General features: G+C 67.0%; 21 protein-coding genes. 12 read left to right on the top strand and 9 right to left on the bottom strand.

All coding sequences use genetic code 11. From position 1 onward, the window contains the following. Positions 1-21 precede the first annotated feature (21 nt). On the bottom strand, positions 22-858 hold the full coding sequence (locus tag ACFULV_RS21600; RefSeq protein ID WP_378659295.1) for an alpha/beta fold hydrolase: 837 nt from the start codon (positions 856-858) through the stop codon (positions 22-24). A 119-nt stretch (positions 859-977) separates the two neighbouring features. Here ACFULV_RS21600 and ACFULV_RS21595 point away from each other — a divergent pair, with 119 nt between their 5' ends. Both ACFULV_RS21595 and ACFULV_RS21590 read left to right on the top strand, forming a co-directional pair. Beyond that, positions 978-1,673 carry a DUF2993 domain-containing protein gene (locus ACFULV_RS21595; protein ID WP_378630831.1) on the top strand — a complete coding sequence of 232 codons (696 nt, stop codon included), beginning with the start codon at positions 978-980 and terminating at the stop codon, positions 1,671-1,673. Between the two features lie 73 nt (positions 1,674-1,746). Further along, complete coding sequence (locus ACFULV_RS21590; protein ID WP_378659292.1) at positions 1,747-3,090, top strand: PE-PPE domain-containing protein; 1,344 nt, start codon at positions 1,747-1,749, stop codon at positions 3,088-3,090. A 48-nt stretch (positions 3,091-3,138) separates the two neighbouring features. Here ACFULV_RS21590 and ACFULV_RS21585 read toward each other — a convergent pair whose 3' ends face one another. Next, positions 3,139-3,705: a TetR/AcrR family transcriptional regulator gene (locus ACFULV_RS21585; protein WP_378659289.1), complete on the bottom strand. Its 567-nt coding sequence runs from the start codon at positions 3,703-3,705 to the stop codon at positions 3,139-3,141. Between the two features lie 89 nt (positions 3,706-3,794). Between ACFULV_RS21585 and ACFULV_RS21580 the strand changes: the two genes are divergently transcribed. Further along, on the top strand, positions 3,795-4,256 hold the full coding sequence (locus ACFULV_RS21580) for a PaaI family thioesterase (RefSeq protein ID WP_378630826.1): 462 nt from the start codon (positions 3,795-3,797) through the stop codon (positions 4,254-4,256). 46 nt (positions 4,257-4,302) lie between these two features. Here ACFULV_RS21580 and ACFULV_RS21575 read toward each other — a convergent pair whose 3' ends face one another. Next, positions 4,303-5,385, bottom strand: a complete 1,083-nt coding sequence (locus tag ACFULV_RS21575) for a fatty acid desaturase family protein (RefSeq protein ID WP_378659286.1) — start codon at positions 5,383-5,385, stop codon at positions 4,303-4,305. Positions 5,386-5,643: 258 nt separating this feature from the next. Here ACFULV_RS21575 and ACFULV_RS21570 point away from each other — a divergent pair, with 258 nt between their 5' ends. Beyond that, entirely contained in the window at positions 5,644-5,904 is a 261-nt protein-coding gene (locus tag ACFULV_RS21570) for a hypothetical protein (RefSeq protein WP_378630823.1), read from the top strand. A 4-nt stretch (positions 5,905-5,908) separates the two neighbouring features. On the opposite strand, the gene ACFULV_RS21565 is transcribed toward ACFULV_RS21570, so the two are convergent. From ACFULV_RS21565 to ACFULV_RS21545, 5 genes are all read right to left on the bottom strand, one after another. Beyond that, positions 5,909-6,526: a hypothetical protein gene (locus ACFULV_RS21565; protein ID WP_378659284.1), complete on the bottom strand. Its 618-nt coding sequence runs from the start codon at positions 6,524-6,526 to the stop codon at positions 5,909-5,911. Between the two features lie 75 nt (positions 6,527-6,601). Then, positions 6,602-7,015: an arsenate reductase ArsC gene (locus ACFULV_RS21560; RefSeq protein WP_378630820.1), complete on the bottom strand. Its 414-nt coding sequence runs from the start codon at positions 7,013-7,015 to the stop codon at positions 6,602-6,604. A 12-nt stretch (positions 7,016-7,027) separates the two neighbouring features. Beyond that, the gene (gene arsB, locus ACFULV_RS21555) at positions 7,028-8,116 is read right to left on the bottom strand and encodes an ACR3 family arsenite efflux transporter (protein WP_378659281.1); all 1,089 of its coding nucleotides are present in this window, start codon (positions 8,114-8,116) and stop codon (positions 7,028-7,030) included. Then, the gene (locus ACFULV_RS21550; RefSeq protein WP_378630817.1) at positions 8,113-8,484 is read right to left on the bottom strand and encodes an ArsR/SmtB family transcription factor; all 372 of its coding nucleotides are present in this window, start codon (positions 8,482-8,484) and stop codon (positions 8,113-8,115) included. The genes arsB and ACFULV_RS21550 overlap by 4 nt, the downstream gene beginning before the upstream one ends. A gap of 68 nt (positions 8,485-8,552) precedes the next feature. Beyond that, on the bottom strand, positions 8,553-9,071 hold the full coding sequence (locus tag ACFULV_RS21545) for an ArsI/CadI family heavy metal resistance metalloenzyme (protein ID WP_378630815.1): 519 nt from the start codon (positions 9,069-9,071) through the stop codon (positions 8,553-8,555). A 99-nt stretch (positions 9,072-9,170) separates the two neighbouring features. Here ACFULV_RS21545 and ACFULV_RS21540 point away from each other — a divergent pair, with 99 nt between their 5' ends. After that, positions 9,171-9,530 (top strand): Rv2640c family ArsR-like transcriptional regulator, encoded by a 360-nt coding sequence (locus tag ACFULV_RS21540; RefSeq protein ID WP_378630814.1) that lies wholly within the window; start codon positions 9,171-9,173, stop codon positions 9,528-9,530. Positions 9,531-9,558: 28 nt separating this feature from the next. Here the strand turns inward: ACFULV_RS21540 and ACFULV_RS21535 are convergent, their stop codons facing one another. After that, the gene (locus ACFULV_RS21535; protein ID WP_378659279.1) at positions 9,559-9,951 is read right to left on the bottom strand and encodes a PPOX class F420-dependent oxidoreductase; all 393 of its coding nucleotides are present in this window, start codon (positions 9,949-9,951) and stop codon (positions 9,559-9,561) included. An 83-nt stretch (positions 9,952-10,034) separates the two neighbouring features. Between ACFULV_RS21535 and ACFULV_RS21530 the strand changes: the two genes are divergently transcribed. The 7 genes from ACFULV_RS21530 to ACFULV_RS21500 all read left to right on the top strand — a co-directional run bounded on the left by ACFULV_RS21530 (position 10,035) and on the right by ACFULV_RS21500 (position 14,676). After that, positions 10,035-10,553 carry a hypothetical protein gene (locus ACFULV_RS21530; RefSeq protein ID WP_378659277.1) on the top strand — a complete coding sequence of 173 codons (519 nt, stop codon included), beginning with the start codon at positions 10,035-10,037 and terminating at the stop codon, positions 10,551-10,553. A gap of 4 nt (positions 10,554-10,557) precedes the next feature. Continuing rightward, positions 10,558-11,118 carry a TetR family transcriptional regulator gene (locus ACFULV_RS21525; RefSeq protein WP_378659275.1) on the top strand — a complete coding sequence of 187 codons (561 nt, stop codon included), beginning with the start codon at positions 10,558-10,560 and terminating at the stop codon, positions 11,116-11,118. A 133-nt stretch (positions 11,119-11,251) separates the two neighbouring features. Next, complete coding sequence (locus ACFULV_RS21520) at positions 11,252-11,401, top strand: hypothetical protein (protein ID WP_378659273.1); 150 nt, start codon at positions 11,252-11,254, stop codon at positions 11,399-11,401. Then, positions 11,391-11,891 carry a CinA family protein gene (locus ACFULV_RS21515; RefSeq protein WP_378659271.1) on the top strand — a complete coding sequence of 167 codons (501 nt, stop codon included), beginning with the start codon at positions 11,391-11,393 and terminating at the stop codon, positions 11,889-11,891. Before ACFULV_RS21520 ends, ACFULV_RS21515 begins: the two co-directional genes overlap by 11 nt. Before the next feature lie 135 nt (positions 11,892-12,026). Beyond that, a complete protein-coding gene (locus ACFULV_RS21510) occupies positions 12,027-12,494 on the top strand; it encodes an SRPBCC family protein (protein WP_378659269.1) in 468 nt (155 codons plus the stop codon). A 46-nt stretch (positions 12,495-12,540) separates the two neighbouring features. Continuing rightward, positions 12,541-13,095, top strand: coding sequence for a type 1 glutamine amidotransferase domain-containing protein (locus tag ACFULV_RS21505; protein ID WP_378659268.1), 555 nt, complete (start codon positions 12,541-12,543; stop codon positions 13,093-13,095). Between the two features lie 102 nt (positions 13,096-13,197). After that, positions 13,198-14,676 carry an FAD-dependent oxidoreductase gene (locus tag ACFULV_RS21500; protein WP_378659265.1) on the top strand — a complete coding sequence of 493 codons (1,479 nt, stop codon included), beginning with the start codon at positions 13,198-13,200 and terminating at the stop codon, positions 14,674-14,676. Positions 14,677-14,693 lie beyond the last annotated feature (17 nt).

The raw sequence follows: 14,693 nt of genomic DNA, 5'->3' as shown, positions 1-14,693 counted from the left end.
ATTTCAGTTCAGGTCGTCGCATCAGCCGGCACGGTCATCCGAACTCGTGAGGCGGTCGAGGATTTCCGCTATCTCGGTGGGGCGCAGGCGAATCCCCATGTGGCTGGTGTCGACCGTGTGGACGTCGAAAGGATTGCCGGGTGTGAGGGCGTCGGCTTCGGCGATCATCTTGTCCTGCATTTCGGGTGGGATCGCCTGGTCTCGGGACAGCCGGATATAGGTGCGGGGGATCTTTCCCCAGGTGGTGGCGTGCACGCGCGAATCGGCGGTCAGCACAGAGGGGGAATCTGCCGGTTCGAGCAGGTTCAGGCAGGCGCGGAATTGCTCGTCGGTGGCGTCGGCCATCAGACCGTCTTTGAGCGCCATCAGTGTGTCTTGGTCAGCCGTACGCCAGTTGACCGGGACGGTGGCAACGTCGTGGTGGCCGAGGGTTGCCAGATAGGCGGCCACGCTGGGGAGTTCGACGCAGCACCAGGCGGAGATATAGACGACGCGGGCGAGCGCGTCGGGAATCGCGTTGCCGACCGCGCTGATCGTGGCGCCTCCACCGCTGGTCCCCACGAGCACGACCGGCCCGAACACCGCGACTCTGCGAACCATGGCTTCGACGTGAGAAACGTTGTCCTGCAGTGTCACCGCGGCCGTTGGCGCCGGCAGTTCCGTGAATGCGGCGAGGTCCTGCGGGGCCTGGTAGGACATCGGGAAGTAGGCGTCTGGGCCGTGGCCCGGTAGGTCGACGGCGATCGCTCTGTGTCCACGCAGTCCGAGTTCACGCAGGAGAGGTGTCCAGTATCCAGCGTTGCCGTGCGCGCCGTGCACGAACACGAATGTCGGTCGACCATCCCACGGGCTCGGCAACTCGGCTCTCCTTCGGTGAACGCGGCAACCACCCACGGTAGAGGAATGTCTGGCGGGTCGAGGGCAGCATTCGGCCGCGATCCACAGCATGATGGGGGGATGGCCGAGATGGTGAATGTATGCGTGCCCTGCTGATTCTGATCGTTGTGCTGGCGATCGGGCTGGTTGTGGGCGATCGGGTCGCAGTTGTGGTGGCGCAGAACGAGATCGGACGCCAGGTTGCCGCCGAGTACAACCTTCCGGAGCGACCGGGTGTCGAGATCGCCGGGTTTCCGTTCCTGACCCAGGCCGTCGCCGGTACCTATTCCGACATCGACATCCGGATCGGCGACTGGAGTGGGCAGAACATTTCCGTCCACGATCTCGACGTCGCGCTGACCGATGTCTCCGCACCGCTGGGCGACCTGATCGACAACCGCACGTCCAATCTGGTCGCGGCTACGGCGACCGCGACCGCGGTGGTCCCCTACGACGTCGTGCTGGGTTTCGCGCCGGAGGGCGTGGAGTCGATCTCCGACAGCCCCCAAGGGCTGCGCGCCACCGGCTCGTTCTCGGTGGCGGGGATCTCGGTGCCCGCGACGGTTTTCGTCACCGTCGCACCGACCGAGGCGGGCATCGAGGTCACCCCGGTCTCGGTCCAGGCGGCGGCAGGCGGACCGACGATCTCCCTGGCATTGGTGCGCCAATCGCTGACCTTCGTCGTTCCGCTGCAAGCGCTGCCGCTCGGTGCGCGTCTGACCGCCATCCAACCGGGCGCCGATGGCCTACACGCGACCGCCGTAGCCCACGACGTGCGTTTCGACGATCTTCCGTAACACTCTTTGTCCTGTAGCACGGTCCGCCAGAATTGCCTCGACCTCGCACTTCCTCCCATCGAAGGGGTAGTCAATGATGCAGGCGTCGAACAAGCGAGTTGCCGAAACACCGCCCGTCGCGACCGGATTCGATGGACACCGTCGGCGGCGTTCGATGATCGGTGACGGCGCGTCCGTAGCAGTACTGACGGCGCTGGGCGTGAGTTGGATCAAGGCACAGGCTTTCGGCACGGTGGCCTTGGCGACCACGGCGCTGATCGTTCCGGGCACCGGTACCAGCGACCCCGCGGTGGCGCACAACTTCGAAAGCAACGCGTATCAGAACTTCATCGATCCCGGCGCGCGTGGCTGCGCCGACAACGACTGTCCCGGTGTCGCCTTCGTTCCCGTCCGGTATGACGCGGCGCTGTGGCCGGTCATCTCGTCGAAAGGCCCGGACGCGTCGTCCGCGAAGTGGGACGCCTCGGTGGCCGACGGTGTGACGAACCTCGACGCGATCGCGACGCGAGTCATGGATTCGAATCCGACCGGCGCCATCGTCGTCTTCGGATACTCGCAGGGCGCGACAGTGGCCGGTGCGGAGAAGGCCGCCTCGGCCGATCTCGCGCAGTCGGACAAGGACCGCCTGTCGTTCGTACTCATCGCGAATCCGAACCGGCCCAACGGGGGGATCATCGAACGGCCGGTGCGTTTCGGTCGTCTCCCGATCGCCGACATCAGCTTCGGCCCGCCCACCCCCACCGATACCGGCATCCGGACAACGGATATCGCGATGCAGTACGACGGCATCTCGGACTTTCCGGCGTATCCACTCAATGTGCTCGCCGACGCGAATGCCGTGCTGGGCACGCTCCTGATCCATCCGTCGTATCTGCAACCCAAGGGCAACGGCGCGGGCAGCCAACCCAAGGCGGGCGCGGCGATCTACGGATATCCGGATCGCTCCGACTACATCGCGCAACAGAACTGCGCCGTGCATCCCGGAAACTGCCAGAACCACGGCGATACGACCTACATTTCGCTGCCCAACCCGGAGGGAACGCTGCCGCTGCTGTATCCGCTGCGTGCGCTCGGGAAACACACCGGCCACACGGCGGTGACAGAACCCGCGGCCGCCCTGATGGAGCCGGCACTGCGGGTACTGATCGAAACGGGATACGACCGCGCGGACTACTCGGCGCCTACGCCGCTGCGGTTCGACCAGCCATCGAATCCGGAGAAGGCCGCTCAGCTGCCGGCCGATCTTCCCCTCGCCCTCGAGCAGGGCATCGCCGACGCCGCCGCGGTGATGGAGAATCCGGCACACCACGCGGATCGAACGCTGCCGCTGGAATCGGTACTGGCCAACGCCGAGGATCTGCTACCTCCGAACCCAGCGACGCCTCTCGTCCGCGCGCTCCTCACACCGGCGCGCTAGCGCCACCGGTCTCAGGTCGACGCCGATCGGGTGCGTGCGGAGAACTTTTCAGAGTTCGAGAAGTCTGACGAGGTTGATACCCGCGTCGTCGAGCGGTTGAAGAGATTTCTCGCTGCGACATCGAATGATCGCGCCTTCGATCGTGCTGATGACGACGCTACCGACCGACGCCGCCGCGGCGGAGTCCATGCCCGTCGAGATCAGGAAATCGGCCAGTCGGCGGGTCCAGTCGGCGAAAACAGTGGCCGACGCCGCTTGCACGGCCGGCGAGTCGGCGCCGCTCTGCGCGGCAGCCACGATCGGGCAGCCCGCGGTGAACGACGACGTGCCGAGTATCCGCTTCCAGATTTCCACCAGTCCGAGCACGACCTCCGCCGGTGACGACGATTCGGCGACCAGCGCGTCGATCGTCGCACTGATCTGTTCCCCGGCCTGCAGGGTCGCCTGCTCCATGAGTTCGTTCTTGCCGCCGGGGAAGTGCAAATAGATCGAGCCTCGGGCGGTCTTGCTGTGGGCGAGGAGCTCGGTCAGCCCGGTCGCGGCGACTCCGTGTTCCCGCATCATGAGTATCGCGCTGCGGATGAGGCGTTCTCGCGGCCCCGCCACTGTGTTCATCGGCAACCCTTCCGCAATCGACCGATCAGTTCATCCTACGGTATCGTCATCGACGATAGAACGATCGGTCTATCAACAGAGAGGGCACGATGACTACCGCAACGCACAACCCCGAAACGCCGGATTTCGCCACCATGAGCGGGCTAGAACTGCTGCGCGCGGCGACCGCGATGCCCGATCGAGCCGGAATCGGCACGCTCCTCGGCATGACGGTCGAGGAACTCGAGTTCGGGCGGGTGTCGTTCAGCCTCGTCACGCGTCCCGATTTCGCAAACCCACTCGGCACCACCCACGGCGGCATCTGCGCGACGTTGCTGGACTCGGTGATGGGTTGCGCGGTTCATTCCGCGCTGGACGCGGGGGTCGGATACGGCACGTTGGAGCTGAAGGTCAACTACATCCGGTCGGTCCCGACCGACGGGCGCCGCCTCATCGGCACCGGCACGACGCTGCACGTCGGCCGCACCACGGCCACGGCCGAAGGCAAGGTGTTCGACGAGGCGGGCAAACTCGTCGCCCACGCCACCACCACCTGCATCATTCATCGCTGACGTCAGCCGGGGCGAGCCCCGATCACAAGCGTGACCGGGGCCGGGTTCAGCGATCGCGTCGGAGCACGTCGGCATCCGAGGGCTCACCGGCTCGAAGGGGCGCGCCGACGTGGTGCAGGTGGGTCAGCGCCTCGCGATACGAGGCGATCAGGCCGGTCTCGTGGTACGGCACGCCGATTTCGGCGCAGTAGTCGCGGACGATCACCTGGGCATGACGCAGGTTCGGCGTCGGCATGCTCGGGAACAGATGATGTTCGATCTGATAGTTGAGCCCGCCGAGGGCGAGGTCGGTCACCACCCCGCCGCGCACATTGCGGGAGGTCAGCACCTGGCGACGGAGATAGTCGGGACGGTCGTCACCGGTCAAAGTCGGCATGCCCTTGTGGTTGGGCGCGAAGATGCAGCCCATGTACAGGCCGAACAGGCCCTGGTGGACGGCGAGGAACACGAGAGCTTTGTCGGCGGGCAGGACCACGAACAGTGCGGTCAGGTAGAGGGCGAAGTGACCGAACAGCAGCGCGCCCTCCCATCCGCGGTGTTTGACCGAACGATTCTTCAGCGCACGCACACCGGCCAGGTGCAGGTTGAGGCCCTCCAGCAACAGCAGGGGGAAGAACAGGAACGCCTGCGCCCGTCCGATCAGACGCGGCAGACCGCGGCTGGAGCGTGCCTGCTGTTGTGACCAGACCAGGATGTCGGGTGCGACATCGGGGTCGAGTTCCTCGTGGTTCGGGTTGGCGTGATGACGGGTGTGCTTGTCCTGCCACCAGCCGTAGCCGAGGCCGATGCCGGCGTTGCCCGCGATTCTTCCCACGAGCTCCGTGGGCTGACGCAGCCGGAAGACTTGACGGTGGGCGACATCGTGCATCACCAGCGCGACCTGCGCGAACGTCACGGCCATGAACGCCGCGACCAGCAGGGTCCACCACGAGTCCCCGACCAGGACGAACGCCGCCCACCCGCCCACGAACGCCGTCCCGACGAGGCTCAGCCGCATCGCGTAGTAGACGGGCCGGCGGCGCATCAGCCCCGCGTCGGAGATTCTGCGCAACAGGCGGGCGTAATCGCCGTCGGCGCCGCGCCGCGGCGACCGTGGAGGTGACTCGGGAACCAGAGCAGGTGTCGTCATCTCCCGAAGCTATCGACCGAATTCTCGTCGGCCGTAATCCCTTGGTATGACATCGAATCGGACTGCGGGGTGATATTCCGAACGCGCCCGCGGGCCGAGGCGACCGAACGGTGACCCACGGACACATCCGCGCCGCCGAACCGGACGGCGCGGATTCGAGGGTTCAACCGTGACGCTCGCGGGTAAAGAAAGCTCGACACCGTTCGCGAAACCGGCGAACGGGGCGTCCTGGCGGACGTTCACAGGGTGGAGAACAGCTTGCTGAAATTGATCGAGCTCATACGGAGACCGGCACAGGCGACAGTCCCGACCGCGCCCCCGACCGCGGCCGGGTCGCTACGGGCGGGCGACATCGTGCTCACCGCCAAGCGCAGCTACCGGGTGGTCAGCACGAGCTTCGCCGACGACGCGCGCCGCGCGGGCCGAGTGGTTGCCGACACCGTCGACCTGGTCACCGGACGGCTGCGCGTGCTCGACTTCCCGAGCGCCGACACGATGGTCACCGTCGAAACGGCCTAGCCCGTCAGACCGGCCGATGCCGCACATCGGTGGGATACGGCTGTCGAGGAGCGGAGTAACCGCCAGTGGCGGGTCCCTTTTCCTCGATCACACGACGCTGCTCGACACCACGCGCGCGTTCAGCGAACGCGATGTCTCTGGTGCTGAGCACCGACAGGCGGCCCAGCGAGCTCGCGGCGAAGAACAGGATCAGCGCGCCGAGTCCGTAGAAGAACGTCAGCTGCAGCAGCGCGCGCTTCAGATCCGAGGTGGCGACCGGCTCGCCGATGTCTCCGAGGCGCAGCAGATCGGCCAGGAACGGCCCGATCACGAACCACGCACCTGCCGCGACCGACAACCAGCCACCGAAACTCGCGACCACCCGGTTTCTGCTCATCAGCATGAGCAGTCCACCGACGATCGCGACAACGCCCGGCAGAACCTGTAGCCAGCCGCGTGCCGAGGTCCAGACCCACGGCTCGTCGGGGGTGTACGCGAAATCGAAGTACGGCCCGACGAACGGTATGAGTGCGCCCCAGATGCCGAGGAGCAGCACCGCCAGCCCGCCCAGCGCGCCCCGGCTACGCGGAATACGCAATCGCCCGCCGGTCCCGGTCGACACTTTCTCGTCGTGATCCACCATGACGCCTCCGATCATCGAGAACAGAAGTAGGAAGCGCTTACCCCGACCGGGACCGAATACGCACCGGTGCCGAAATCACCGCATGGTCTGTGGCAACAACTCCCCGATCAGGGCTTGCACGCGGGACTTGATCTCGTCGCGAATCGGGCGGACCGAATCGACGCCCTTGCCCGCGGGGTCGTCCAGGACCCAATCGCGGTAGCTCACGCCGGGGTACCACGGGCAGGCGTCGCCGCAGCCCATGGTGATCACGACGTCGGAGGTTTCCACCGCGTCGGCGGTCAGGATCTTCGGGGTCTGGTCGGCGATATCGATGCCGAGTTCGGCCATGGCGGCGACCGCGGACGGATTGATCGTTTCGGCGGGCGCGCTACCCGCGGACCGGACCTCGATCGCGTCACCGGCGAGGTGGGCCAGGAATCCGGCGGCCATCTGGGAGCGACCCGCGTTGTGCACGCAGACGAACAACACGCTGGGCTTGGTAGTCATGGGTGGTGCCTTTCAGCCGGCCGAGGCCGGCGAAGTGTGGATGGTGGGCTCGAATCGTTTGCGCAAGGCCAGGGAGACATAGACCAAGCCGACCAGGACAGGGACCTCGATCAGCGGACCGACGACCCCGGCCAGCGCCTGGCCGGAGGTGACGCCGTAGGTGGCGATCGCTACGGCGATGGCCAGTTCGAAGTTGTTGCCCGCGGCGGTGAACGCCAGCGTGGTGGTGCGTTCATAGCCGAGGCCGAGGGCCGCGCCCATGGCATAGCCGCCGCCCCACATGATCGCGAAGTAGGCCAGCAGGGGGATCGCGATGCGGACGACGTCGAGTGGATGGGAGGTGATCTGGTCGCCCTGCAGAGCGAACAGGATCACGATGGTGAACAGCAGCCCGTAGAGCGCCCAGGGCCCGATCCTGGGCAGGAATGTCGACTCGTACCAGTCGCGACCCTTGGCGCGTTCACCGAGGCGGCGGGTCAGGAACCCGGCCAGTAGCGGGATTCCCAGGAAGATCAGCACCGATTTCGCGATCTGCCACGGGGAGACGTCGATGGTGGTTTGTTCCAGGCCCAGCCAGCCGGGCAGGACCGCGAGATAGAACCAGCCGAGCACGGCGAACATGAAGACCTGGAAGACCGAGTTCAGCGCGACGAGGACGGCGGCGGCTTCGCGATCACCGCAGGCGAGGTCGTTCCAGATCACGACCATGGCGATGCAGCGGGCCAGGCCGACGATGATCAAGCCGGTGCGGTATTCGGGCAGGTCGGGCAGGAACAGCCAGGCCAGGGCGAACATCAGCGCTGGGCCCAGGATCCAGTTCAGCACCAGCGAGCTGAGCAGGAGTTTACGGTCGCCGGTGACGGAGTCGAGGCAGTCGTAGCGAACCTTCGCCAGCACCGGATACATCATGATCAACAGCCCGATCGCGATCGGCAACGAGATGCCGTCGATCTCCACGGCGCTCAGCGTGTCGCCCAGACCGGGAATCATGTGTCCGAGTAGCAGTCCGGCAGCCATCGCGACGCCGATCCAGACCGGCAGGAACCGGTCCAGCGTCGAGAGTTTTCCCACGACGGCCGGGTGGTCGGTGGTGGTGCTCACGCGGTCACCGCTCCGGCCTCGGTCGCGAGCACGTCCGACAGCCGCGCCAGCGCGTGCGGGACGACCCGGTAGTACACCCAGGACGCGCGGCGTTCGCTGGTGAGCAATCCGGCCTCGCGCAGCACCTTCAGGTGGTGGGAGATGGTCGGCTGGGTGACGTCGATACCGGTCGACAGGTCGCACACACAGGCCTCACCGCCTGCTCGGGACGCGATCGCCGAGAGCAGCCGCAGCCGCACCGGGTCGGCGAGGGCCTTGAACAGCACGGCCAGCTCGACGGCGGTCTCGCCGCTCATCGGTGGGCGGGTGCGGGGTGTGGCCTCACACGAGGGTGAGGCCACACTCAGCGGCAGGTCTTGATTCGACATATGTCGATATTGATCGATATCGAATCAGGAAAGCAAGCGAACATCGAGTGAACTCGCTCGCTCTCTACTCAGCCGCAGCAGCTCGCGCCGGAGGCGAGGGCCTTCGTCTTGGCGTCGGAACCGCAGCAGGCACCCTCGGCGTCAGCTTCGGCGGCGGTTCCGCAGCAGACGTCGGCCGCTTCGGCGTCGGTGAGGCCGAGTTCGGGCGCGGTGCCGAAGGTTTCACTGTCGGCCAGCACCGTGTAGACCTCCCACCGCTCAGCACCCGGCCCGGTCACCCACACCTTGTCCTGGGTGGCGAAGCAACATGTGGTCGCGATCTGCTCCTCGGTGAACAGGCCGGCGTCGGAGAGTCGGGCGATCTCGCCGTGCACCTGCTCGGAGGTGTCGACCTCGACACCGAGGTGGTTGATGGACCCGCCCTGACCCGCGTTCTCGATCAGTACGAGCTTGAGCGGGGGCTCGGCGATCGCGAAGTTGGCGTAGCCGGGCTTGCGCTTGGCGGGTTCGGTGTCGAACAGGGTCGAATAGAACCGCACGGCGGTGTCGAGGTCGTCGACGTTGAGGGCCAGCTGGATACGAGACATGATCGAACCTCCACTTGTGTGACATATATCGAAGAACTTGTGATGCCGAGTCTGCTCACCTTTTCGACATATGTCAATACCGCGGGTAGGGTCGATTTCATGCCCAAGGCGCTCCCCATGATCGACATGTCCACCCCCGTCTGCTGCGCCCCCGTCGCGGCGGGGCCCGTCGATGACGCCGCCGCCCTGGAGGTGGCGTTGCGGCTCAAGGCGATCGCCGACCCGGCCAGGGTCAAATTGCTGTCGCTACTGCTGACCAGCCCACTCGGCGAGGAGAACGGCGGCGACCTCGCCGCCGCGGTCGGCCTGAGCGAGTCCACGGTCTCGCATCATCTCGGCCAGTTACGCAAAGCGGGCCTGGTGGAGTCCGAGCGGCGCGGGATGAACACGATTCACCGCGCCCGCCGCGACGCACTGTCCGCGCTGTGCACGGTCCTGGATCCGAACTGCTGCACCTAGCTCGTCGCGCAGCGCACGTCCGCCACCGTCAACCGTCCAGCCGGATCCGAACTCCCACCATCCTTTCGGCGCCTCCGCGCAGCCCGCTGCCCCACAGCCCGATCCGGGCGACCAGCCCGTACTTGCGTTTCATCAACGTGGTGAAGTGCGCACTCGCTTCCGGCGCCAGCACCTCGGCACAGCCGGGAACCGAGGAGCCGTGAGGCTTACCGCGCCAGTCACAGGGAGCGACGCTCACTCGACCGCCGTTGCGGATCCGCTTCACCTTTCCGGCGTTCGCCACGCTCCACACCGCCAGCGCTCGGCCGTCGCGCATCACCCAGACCGGCGTGGGCACCGCCGTGCCGTCTCGGCGAAACGTGGTGAGAAGCAGATATTTGCCGGCCGCCAGCTCGCCGAGCACCGCATCGGTGGATTCCATGGCACTATACTAACTAGTTAGTTAATTGGTGGTCGCCGGAACCGCCCAACCACGCGCGCATGTCGCCGGTGAAAGGAATCCGCATGGGGCGATTCGTCGGGACGCTGCTCGCGGGCTTCGCGGTGGGCACCCCCGCGATCCCTGTCGGCCTCTCGCTTTCCCTTCCCGGCCCGGTCGCGCTGTTGGCGGTGTTACTCGGTGCGGCGTGCTGTGTGACCTTCGCGGTCTTCGCCATGGAACGCGCCCGGCTGCTGTGGCGGTCCTGGCGGGTCCGTCGGAACTCGGTGGCCGCACAGGTGGATTCGGCGGCTCCGACCGACGGCACTTCCCCTGTCGACGCGACCGCCCCGACGACGCCCGCACAGAGCACCCGGCTCTCCGGCGCCGCCGGTCGCCGGGCCAGGCGAGTCCTCGACCGATACGGCGTGGCAGGATTCGGCATCGTCGGGCCTGCCCTGTTCGGCACGTGGGGCTCGGCCCTGCTCGGTACGGCGCTGGGTATCCCCCGCTGGCCGCTGATCGGCTGGCTGATGACCGGGATCACCCTGTGGTGCACGGTGCTGCTCGTCGCATCGGACGCGGCCTTCGCCGTCTTACGATGACCCCATGTCTCGAGCCGACGCGACCAAGGCCCGCATTCTTCAGGCCGCCACCGACGAGTTCGCCACGTACGGCATCGCCGGAGCCAGGGTGGACCGGATCGCCAAGACCGCGGAAGCCAACAAGAACCTCATCTACGTCTATTTCGGCAACAAGGACCAACTCTTCGACGCGGTCTTCGACGCCCACGTCACCCACGGCCTGAATTCGGTCCCCTTCACCGCCTGCGACCTGCCCGAGTACGCGGGACGGGTCTTCGACTATTGCCTGCGGCACCCCGAAGTCATCCGGCTGGCCACCTGGCACCGCCTGGAGCGTGGCGACCGGGATGACCCGGCCGTCGCAGCGCCCGCGCGCGACGCCAAACTGGACGCGCTTGCCACGGCGCAGGACAAGGATGGCATCGGCGCCGAATTCTCACCCCCGACACTGCTGACGCTGGTGCTGAGCATGGCTCTCGCGTGGAACCCGAGCAACATCACCAGCCTGCCCGCCTGCTCGTCCGGCGCCGAGAGCACCGACGACCGCCGCAGCGCGCTCGTCGAGGCCGTGCGCCGCCTCCTGTGAACAGCGCCGACGGTGATCGGCCACCCGCGTGGTACGGCCGCGCTGTTTAGGAACTGAATTCCGCGGTACGACCACCTTGGGCGGTCTGGACGACGGCCACCGCATCGACTATCCCGGCGCCGAAGGAGGACCCATGGGTACTCGCGACATCATCGCGCAACTACGACAGGACATCACCACCGCCAGCGACGCTGGGGACGAACGCACCGCCCAACGGCTTCGCAACGAATTGTCGAAGGCCCTGGAAGAGTCCGGCGATCGATCCGACAGCAATGCCGAGTGACACGGCGAACCAGCTCGCCGCTCTCGCCGAACAGCATGGGTTGACGGTAGCCGTCGCCGAATCGTTGACAGCGGGCCAGGTGGCCGCTGCCCTCGGCGCCGCACCGGATTCGGCGGTGTGGTTTCGAGGTGCGGTCGTCGCCTACGCCACCGACGTCAAACGGCACGTGCTCGGGGTTCCCGATGTGCCGGTCGTATCCGAGACCGCGGCGAAGGCGATGGCAGAGGGCGTGCGTTCGCTGATGGACGCCGACATCGCCGTCGCCACCACCGGAGTCGGCGGACCCGAACCACAAGACGGGGAGGACGCCGGTTCCGTGTGGTTCTGCGTGGCTACGCGCGGCGACGCACAGGCCGGTCACCGCCAGTACGACGGAGATCCCGCCGAGGTTGTCGACCGGTCGGTGCAGTACGCACTCGAGCTGCTGCTGTCGACGGCGACAACGCTCACGCGATCAGCTCCTGTGTCGGCGGCCGATAACCGGGTATAGCCCGGTATCGCGCACCTTCGCTGCTGGGGAGCTGCTGTCCACCGGCTGATGCTTCTCTTCGAGCGTTCCGGCAGGAGCGGGTTCGCGCCGATGTGACCGAGTGAGGACAACGCGGCCGAGGAGGCGATCCACGACATGGTCCAGGTAACGCGCACGATCCATGCCCCGGTGGAAGAGGTGTTCGCGGTGCTCGCCGATGGATGGTCCTATGCGAGTTGGGTCGTCGGCGCCTCCCACATCCGCGGCGTGGACGACACATGGCCGGAGGTGGGAGCTCGCATTCATCACAGTGTCGGACCGTGGCCGTGCACCATCCAGGACACGACGGCGATCCGCGCCATCGATCCGCCACACAGCATCGAACTCGACGCCCGGCTCTGGCCGATCGGCGCCGCGGTAGTCCGGGTGGAGCTACGCGCTATCGACCCCACATCGTGTGAGGCCGTGATGACCGAACGCGCCGTTCGCGGACCGAGTCGGTTGGTGCCGCACGCGGTCCAGGCGCTGCCGCTCGTGCCACGTAATCGCGAATCGTTGTCGCGGCTCGCCGACCTCGCCGAGGGCGGCTACCGGGATGCGCGAGCCGAGGGCCGGGACGGGTGACGGCAATACCCACGAACGCAACCCCATTCATCCGAAGGAGTGCACGGTGCCTCAGCAGCCACTGACCGGAAAGCGCGTCGCCATCCTGGCCACCGACGGAGTCGAACAGGTCGAACTCGTCCAGCCACGCGCCGCCGTCGAGGACGCCGGCGCCACGACCACATTGCTCTCCTTGGCGAACGGCGCCATCCAGGCCATGAACCACGACGTCGAGAAAGGCGACACCTTCCCGGTGGACCGGCGCGTCGCCGAAGCCGCCGTCGACGACTTCGACGCGCTCCTGCTCCCCGGCGGCACCACCAACCCCGACAAGCTCCGCCAGGATCCCGCGGCGGTCGCCTTCGTCAAGGAGTTCGCCGCCACCGGCAAACCGATCGGCGTCATCTGCCACGGTCCGTGGATTCTCGTCGAAGCCGACGCCGTCCGCGGCCGTACCCTCACCTCCTACCCCAGCGTGCGCACCGACATCCGCAACGCGGGTGGCACCGTGGTCGACCAGGAAGTCGTCGTCGACAACGGTCTGGTGTCGAGCCGAAATCCCGCCGACCTGCCCGCCTTCTGCGCCAAGATCGTCGAGGAGTTCGCCGAGGGCAGACACTGAACTGGGCGCACCGCGGCTTCGCGGCAGTCCGCCTGGCGCCGGGGATCGCGATCGCTGTCGAATTGCATCGTTTCGTTCGGCGTATCGGGGTATGCGGCCCGCATGACATCGTTTTGGTTAGCAGGTACGCCGAGGCCGACCCGGCTTCCGCTCGCCGGTGACATCGAGGTCGACACCGTGGTGATCGGTGCCGGGATCGTCGGACTGACCACCGCCTTGCGCTTGGCCGAGCAGGGCCGCGAGGTCGTCGTCCTCGAGGCACGCCAGATCGGCGCCGTGACAACCGGCGCGTCCACCGCGAAGATCTCACTGCTGCAGGGAACCCGCGCGCAGGCGATCGCCCGCCGGCACGGCATCGCCGTTCTGTCGACGTATCTGGCCGCGAATCAGGCAGGCTTCGACTGGCTGCTCGACTTCTGTATCGACCACGAGATCGCGACTCAGCGCGTTCCCGCGGCCACCTACGCACAGAATGCCGGCGAGTTCGCGGCGGTCCGCGCCGAGTACGAGGCCACCCGCGCGGTAGGACTGCCCACCGAGCTGATCGACGAGTTCGACGTCCCTTTCCCCACGCGCGGCGGTGTCCGGCTCAGGGAGCAAGCGCAGGTCGATCCGGTCGCGGTTCTCACCGCGCTCGCGGCCGACATCGAGGCGAGCGGCGGCCGGATCTTCGAATCGACGCGCGCACGGCGACTTCGCCGACGCGAAGGTCACGTGGTGATCGGCACCGACCAGGGCGAGGTCTCGGCGGCGAACGCGATCGTGGCGACCGGATCACCGGTGTTCGACCGTCTCGGCCTCGCGGCACAACTCACGGCCCAGCGGTCCTACCTGGCCGCGTTCCAGGTTCCGGGTCCGATTCCGCAAGAGATGTTCATCAGCGCCGGTCGGCCGATCCGTTCGCTGCGCTGGTGCCCCACCGAGGCCGACGATGTCCTGCTGGTCGGTGGTAGCGGCCACGACGTCGGCCGCGTCGATTCCGAGGCCGATCACGCCCGGGAATTGCTGGACTGGACGAATCGCTGGTTCCCCGGCGCGCAACTCCTCGATCGTTGGTCCGCGCAGGACTACCACCCGATCTCCGAACTGCCCTATGTCGGCGCGGTACAGCTCGGTGCCGACGAGGTGCAGTGCGCGACCGGTTTCGCCAAGTGGGGCATGACCAACGGCGTCGCCGCCGCCCTGCTGTTGGCCGGCCGGCTGACCGAGCGGCAGCCCACGTGGTCGCGAGCCTACGACGGCTGGCGTTCCGGTGCGGTGAAGTCACTGGTCGCGGGCGTACAGGCCAACACCGCAGTGGCACGGCACATGTCGACCGGATGGCTGCACCTGCTCGGCACCGACGCGGGAACTACGCCGCCCGAGGGAGAGGGCAGGGTGGAACGCCGCGGCCTGCACCCGACCGCGCTGTGCACCGTCGCTGGTGAGACCCACACCGTGTCGGCGGTCTGCACACACCTGCGAGGAATCCTCAACTGGAACGACGCCGAGAAGACCTGGGACTGTCCGCTGCACGGGTCGCGCTTCGCACCGGACGGCGCGGTGCTGGAGGGCCCAGCGACCGCACCGCTCCCGCACTGATCGTCCAGCGCGTTGCC

Origin of the sequence: Nocardia sp. NPDC057272 (genome assembly GCF_042668615.1) — a bacterium.
Taxonomy (GTDB): Bacteria; Actinomycetota; Actinomycetes; order Mycobacteriales; family Mycobacteriaceae; genus Nocardia.
This window is presented reverse-complemented; position numbering and strand designations above follow the sequence as displayed.

Bases quoted from the DNA above. Each gene is read 5' to 3' on its own strand.
- ACFULV_RS21500 (WP_378659265.1), top strand. From the start codon at position 13,198: ATGACATCGTTTTGGTTAGCAGGTACGCCGAGGCCGACCCGGCTTCCG.
- ACFULV_RS21510 (WP_378659269.1), top strand. From the start codon at position 12,027: ATGGTCCAGGTAACGCGCACGATCCATGCCCCGGTGGAAGAGGTGTTC.
- ACFULV_RS21585 (WP_378659289.1), bottom strand. From the start codon at position 3,705: ATGAACACAGTGGCGGGGCCGCGAGAACGCCTCATCCGCAGCGCGATA.
- ACFULV_RS21580 (WP_378630826.1), top strand. From the start codon at position 3,795: ATGACTACCGCAACGCACAACCCCGAAACGCCGGATTTCGCCACCATG.
- ACFULV_RS21565 (WP_378659284.1), bottom strand. From the start codon at position 6,526: ATGGTGGATCACGACGAGAAAGTGTCGACCGGGACCGGCGGGCGATTG.
- ACFULV_RS21530 (WP_378659277.1), top strand. From the start codon at position 10,035: ATGGGGCGATTCGTCGGGACGCTGCTCGCGGGCTTCGCGGTGGGCACC.
- ACFULV_RS21560 (WP_378630820.1), bottom strand. From the start codon at position 7,015: ATGACTACCAAGCCCAGCGTGTTGTTCGTCTGCGTGCACAACGCGGGT.
- ACFULV_RS21575 (WP_378659286.1), bottom strand. From the start codon at position 5,385: ATGACGACACCTGCTCTGGTTCCCGAGTCACCTCCACGGTCGCCGCGG.
- ACFULV_RS21515 (WP_378659271.1), top strand. From the start codon at position 11,391: ATGCCGAGTGACACGGCGAACCAGCTCGCCGCTCTCGCCGAACAGCAT.
- ACFULV_RS21520 (WP_378659273.1), top strand. From the start codon at position 11,252: ATGGGTACTCGCGACATCATCGCGCAACTACGACAGGACATCACCACC.
- ACFULV_RS21590 (WP_378659292.1), top strand. From the start codon at position 1,747: ATGATGCAGGCGTCGAACAAGCGAGTTGCCGAAACACCGCCCGTCGCG.
- ACFULV_RS21525 (WP_378659275.1), top strand. From the start codon at position 10,558: ATGTCTCGAGCCGACGCGACCAAGGCCCGCATTCTTCAGGCCGCCACC.
- ACFULV_RS21595 (WP_378630831.1), top strand. From the start codon at position 978: ATGCGTGCCCTGCTGATTCTGATCGTTGTGCTGGCGATCGGGCTGGTT.
- ACFULV_RS21540 (WP_378630814.1), top strand. From the start codon at position 9,171: ATGCCCAAGGCGCTCCCCATGATCGACATGTCCACCCCCGTCTGCTGC.
- ACFULV_RS21545 (WP_378630815.1), bottom strand. From the start codon at position 9,071: ATGTCTCGTATCCAGCTGGCCCTCAACGTCGACGACCTCGACACCGCC.
- ACFULV_RS21550 (WP_378630817.1), bottom strand. From the start codon at position 8,484: ATGTCGAATCAAGACCTGCCGCTGAGTGTGGCCTCACCCTCGTGTGAG.
- ACFULV_RS21535 (WP_378659279.1), bottom strand. From the start codon at position 9,951: ATGGAATCCACCGATGCGGTGCTCGGCGAGCTGGCGGCCGGCAAATAT.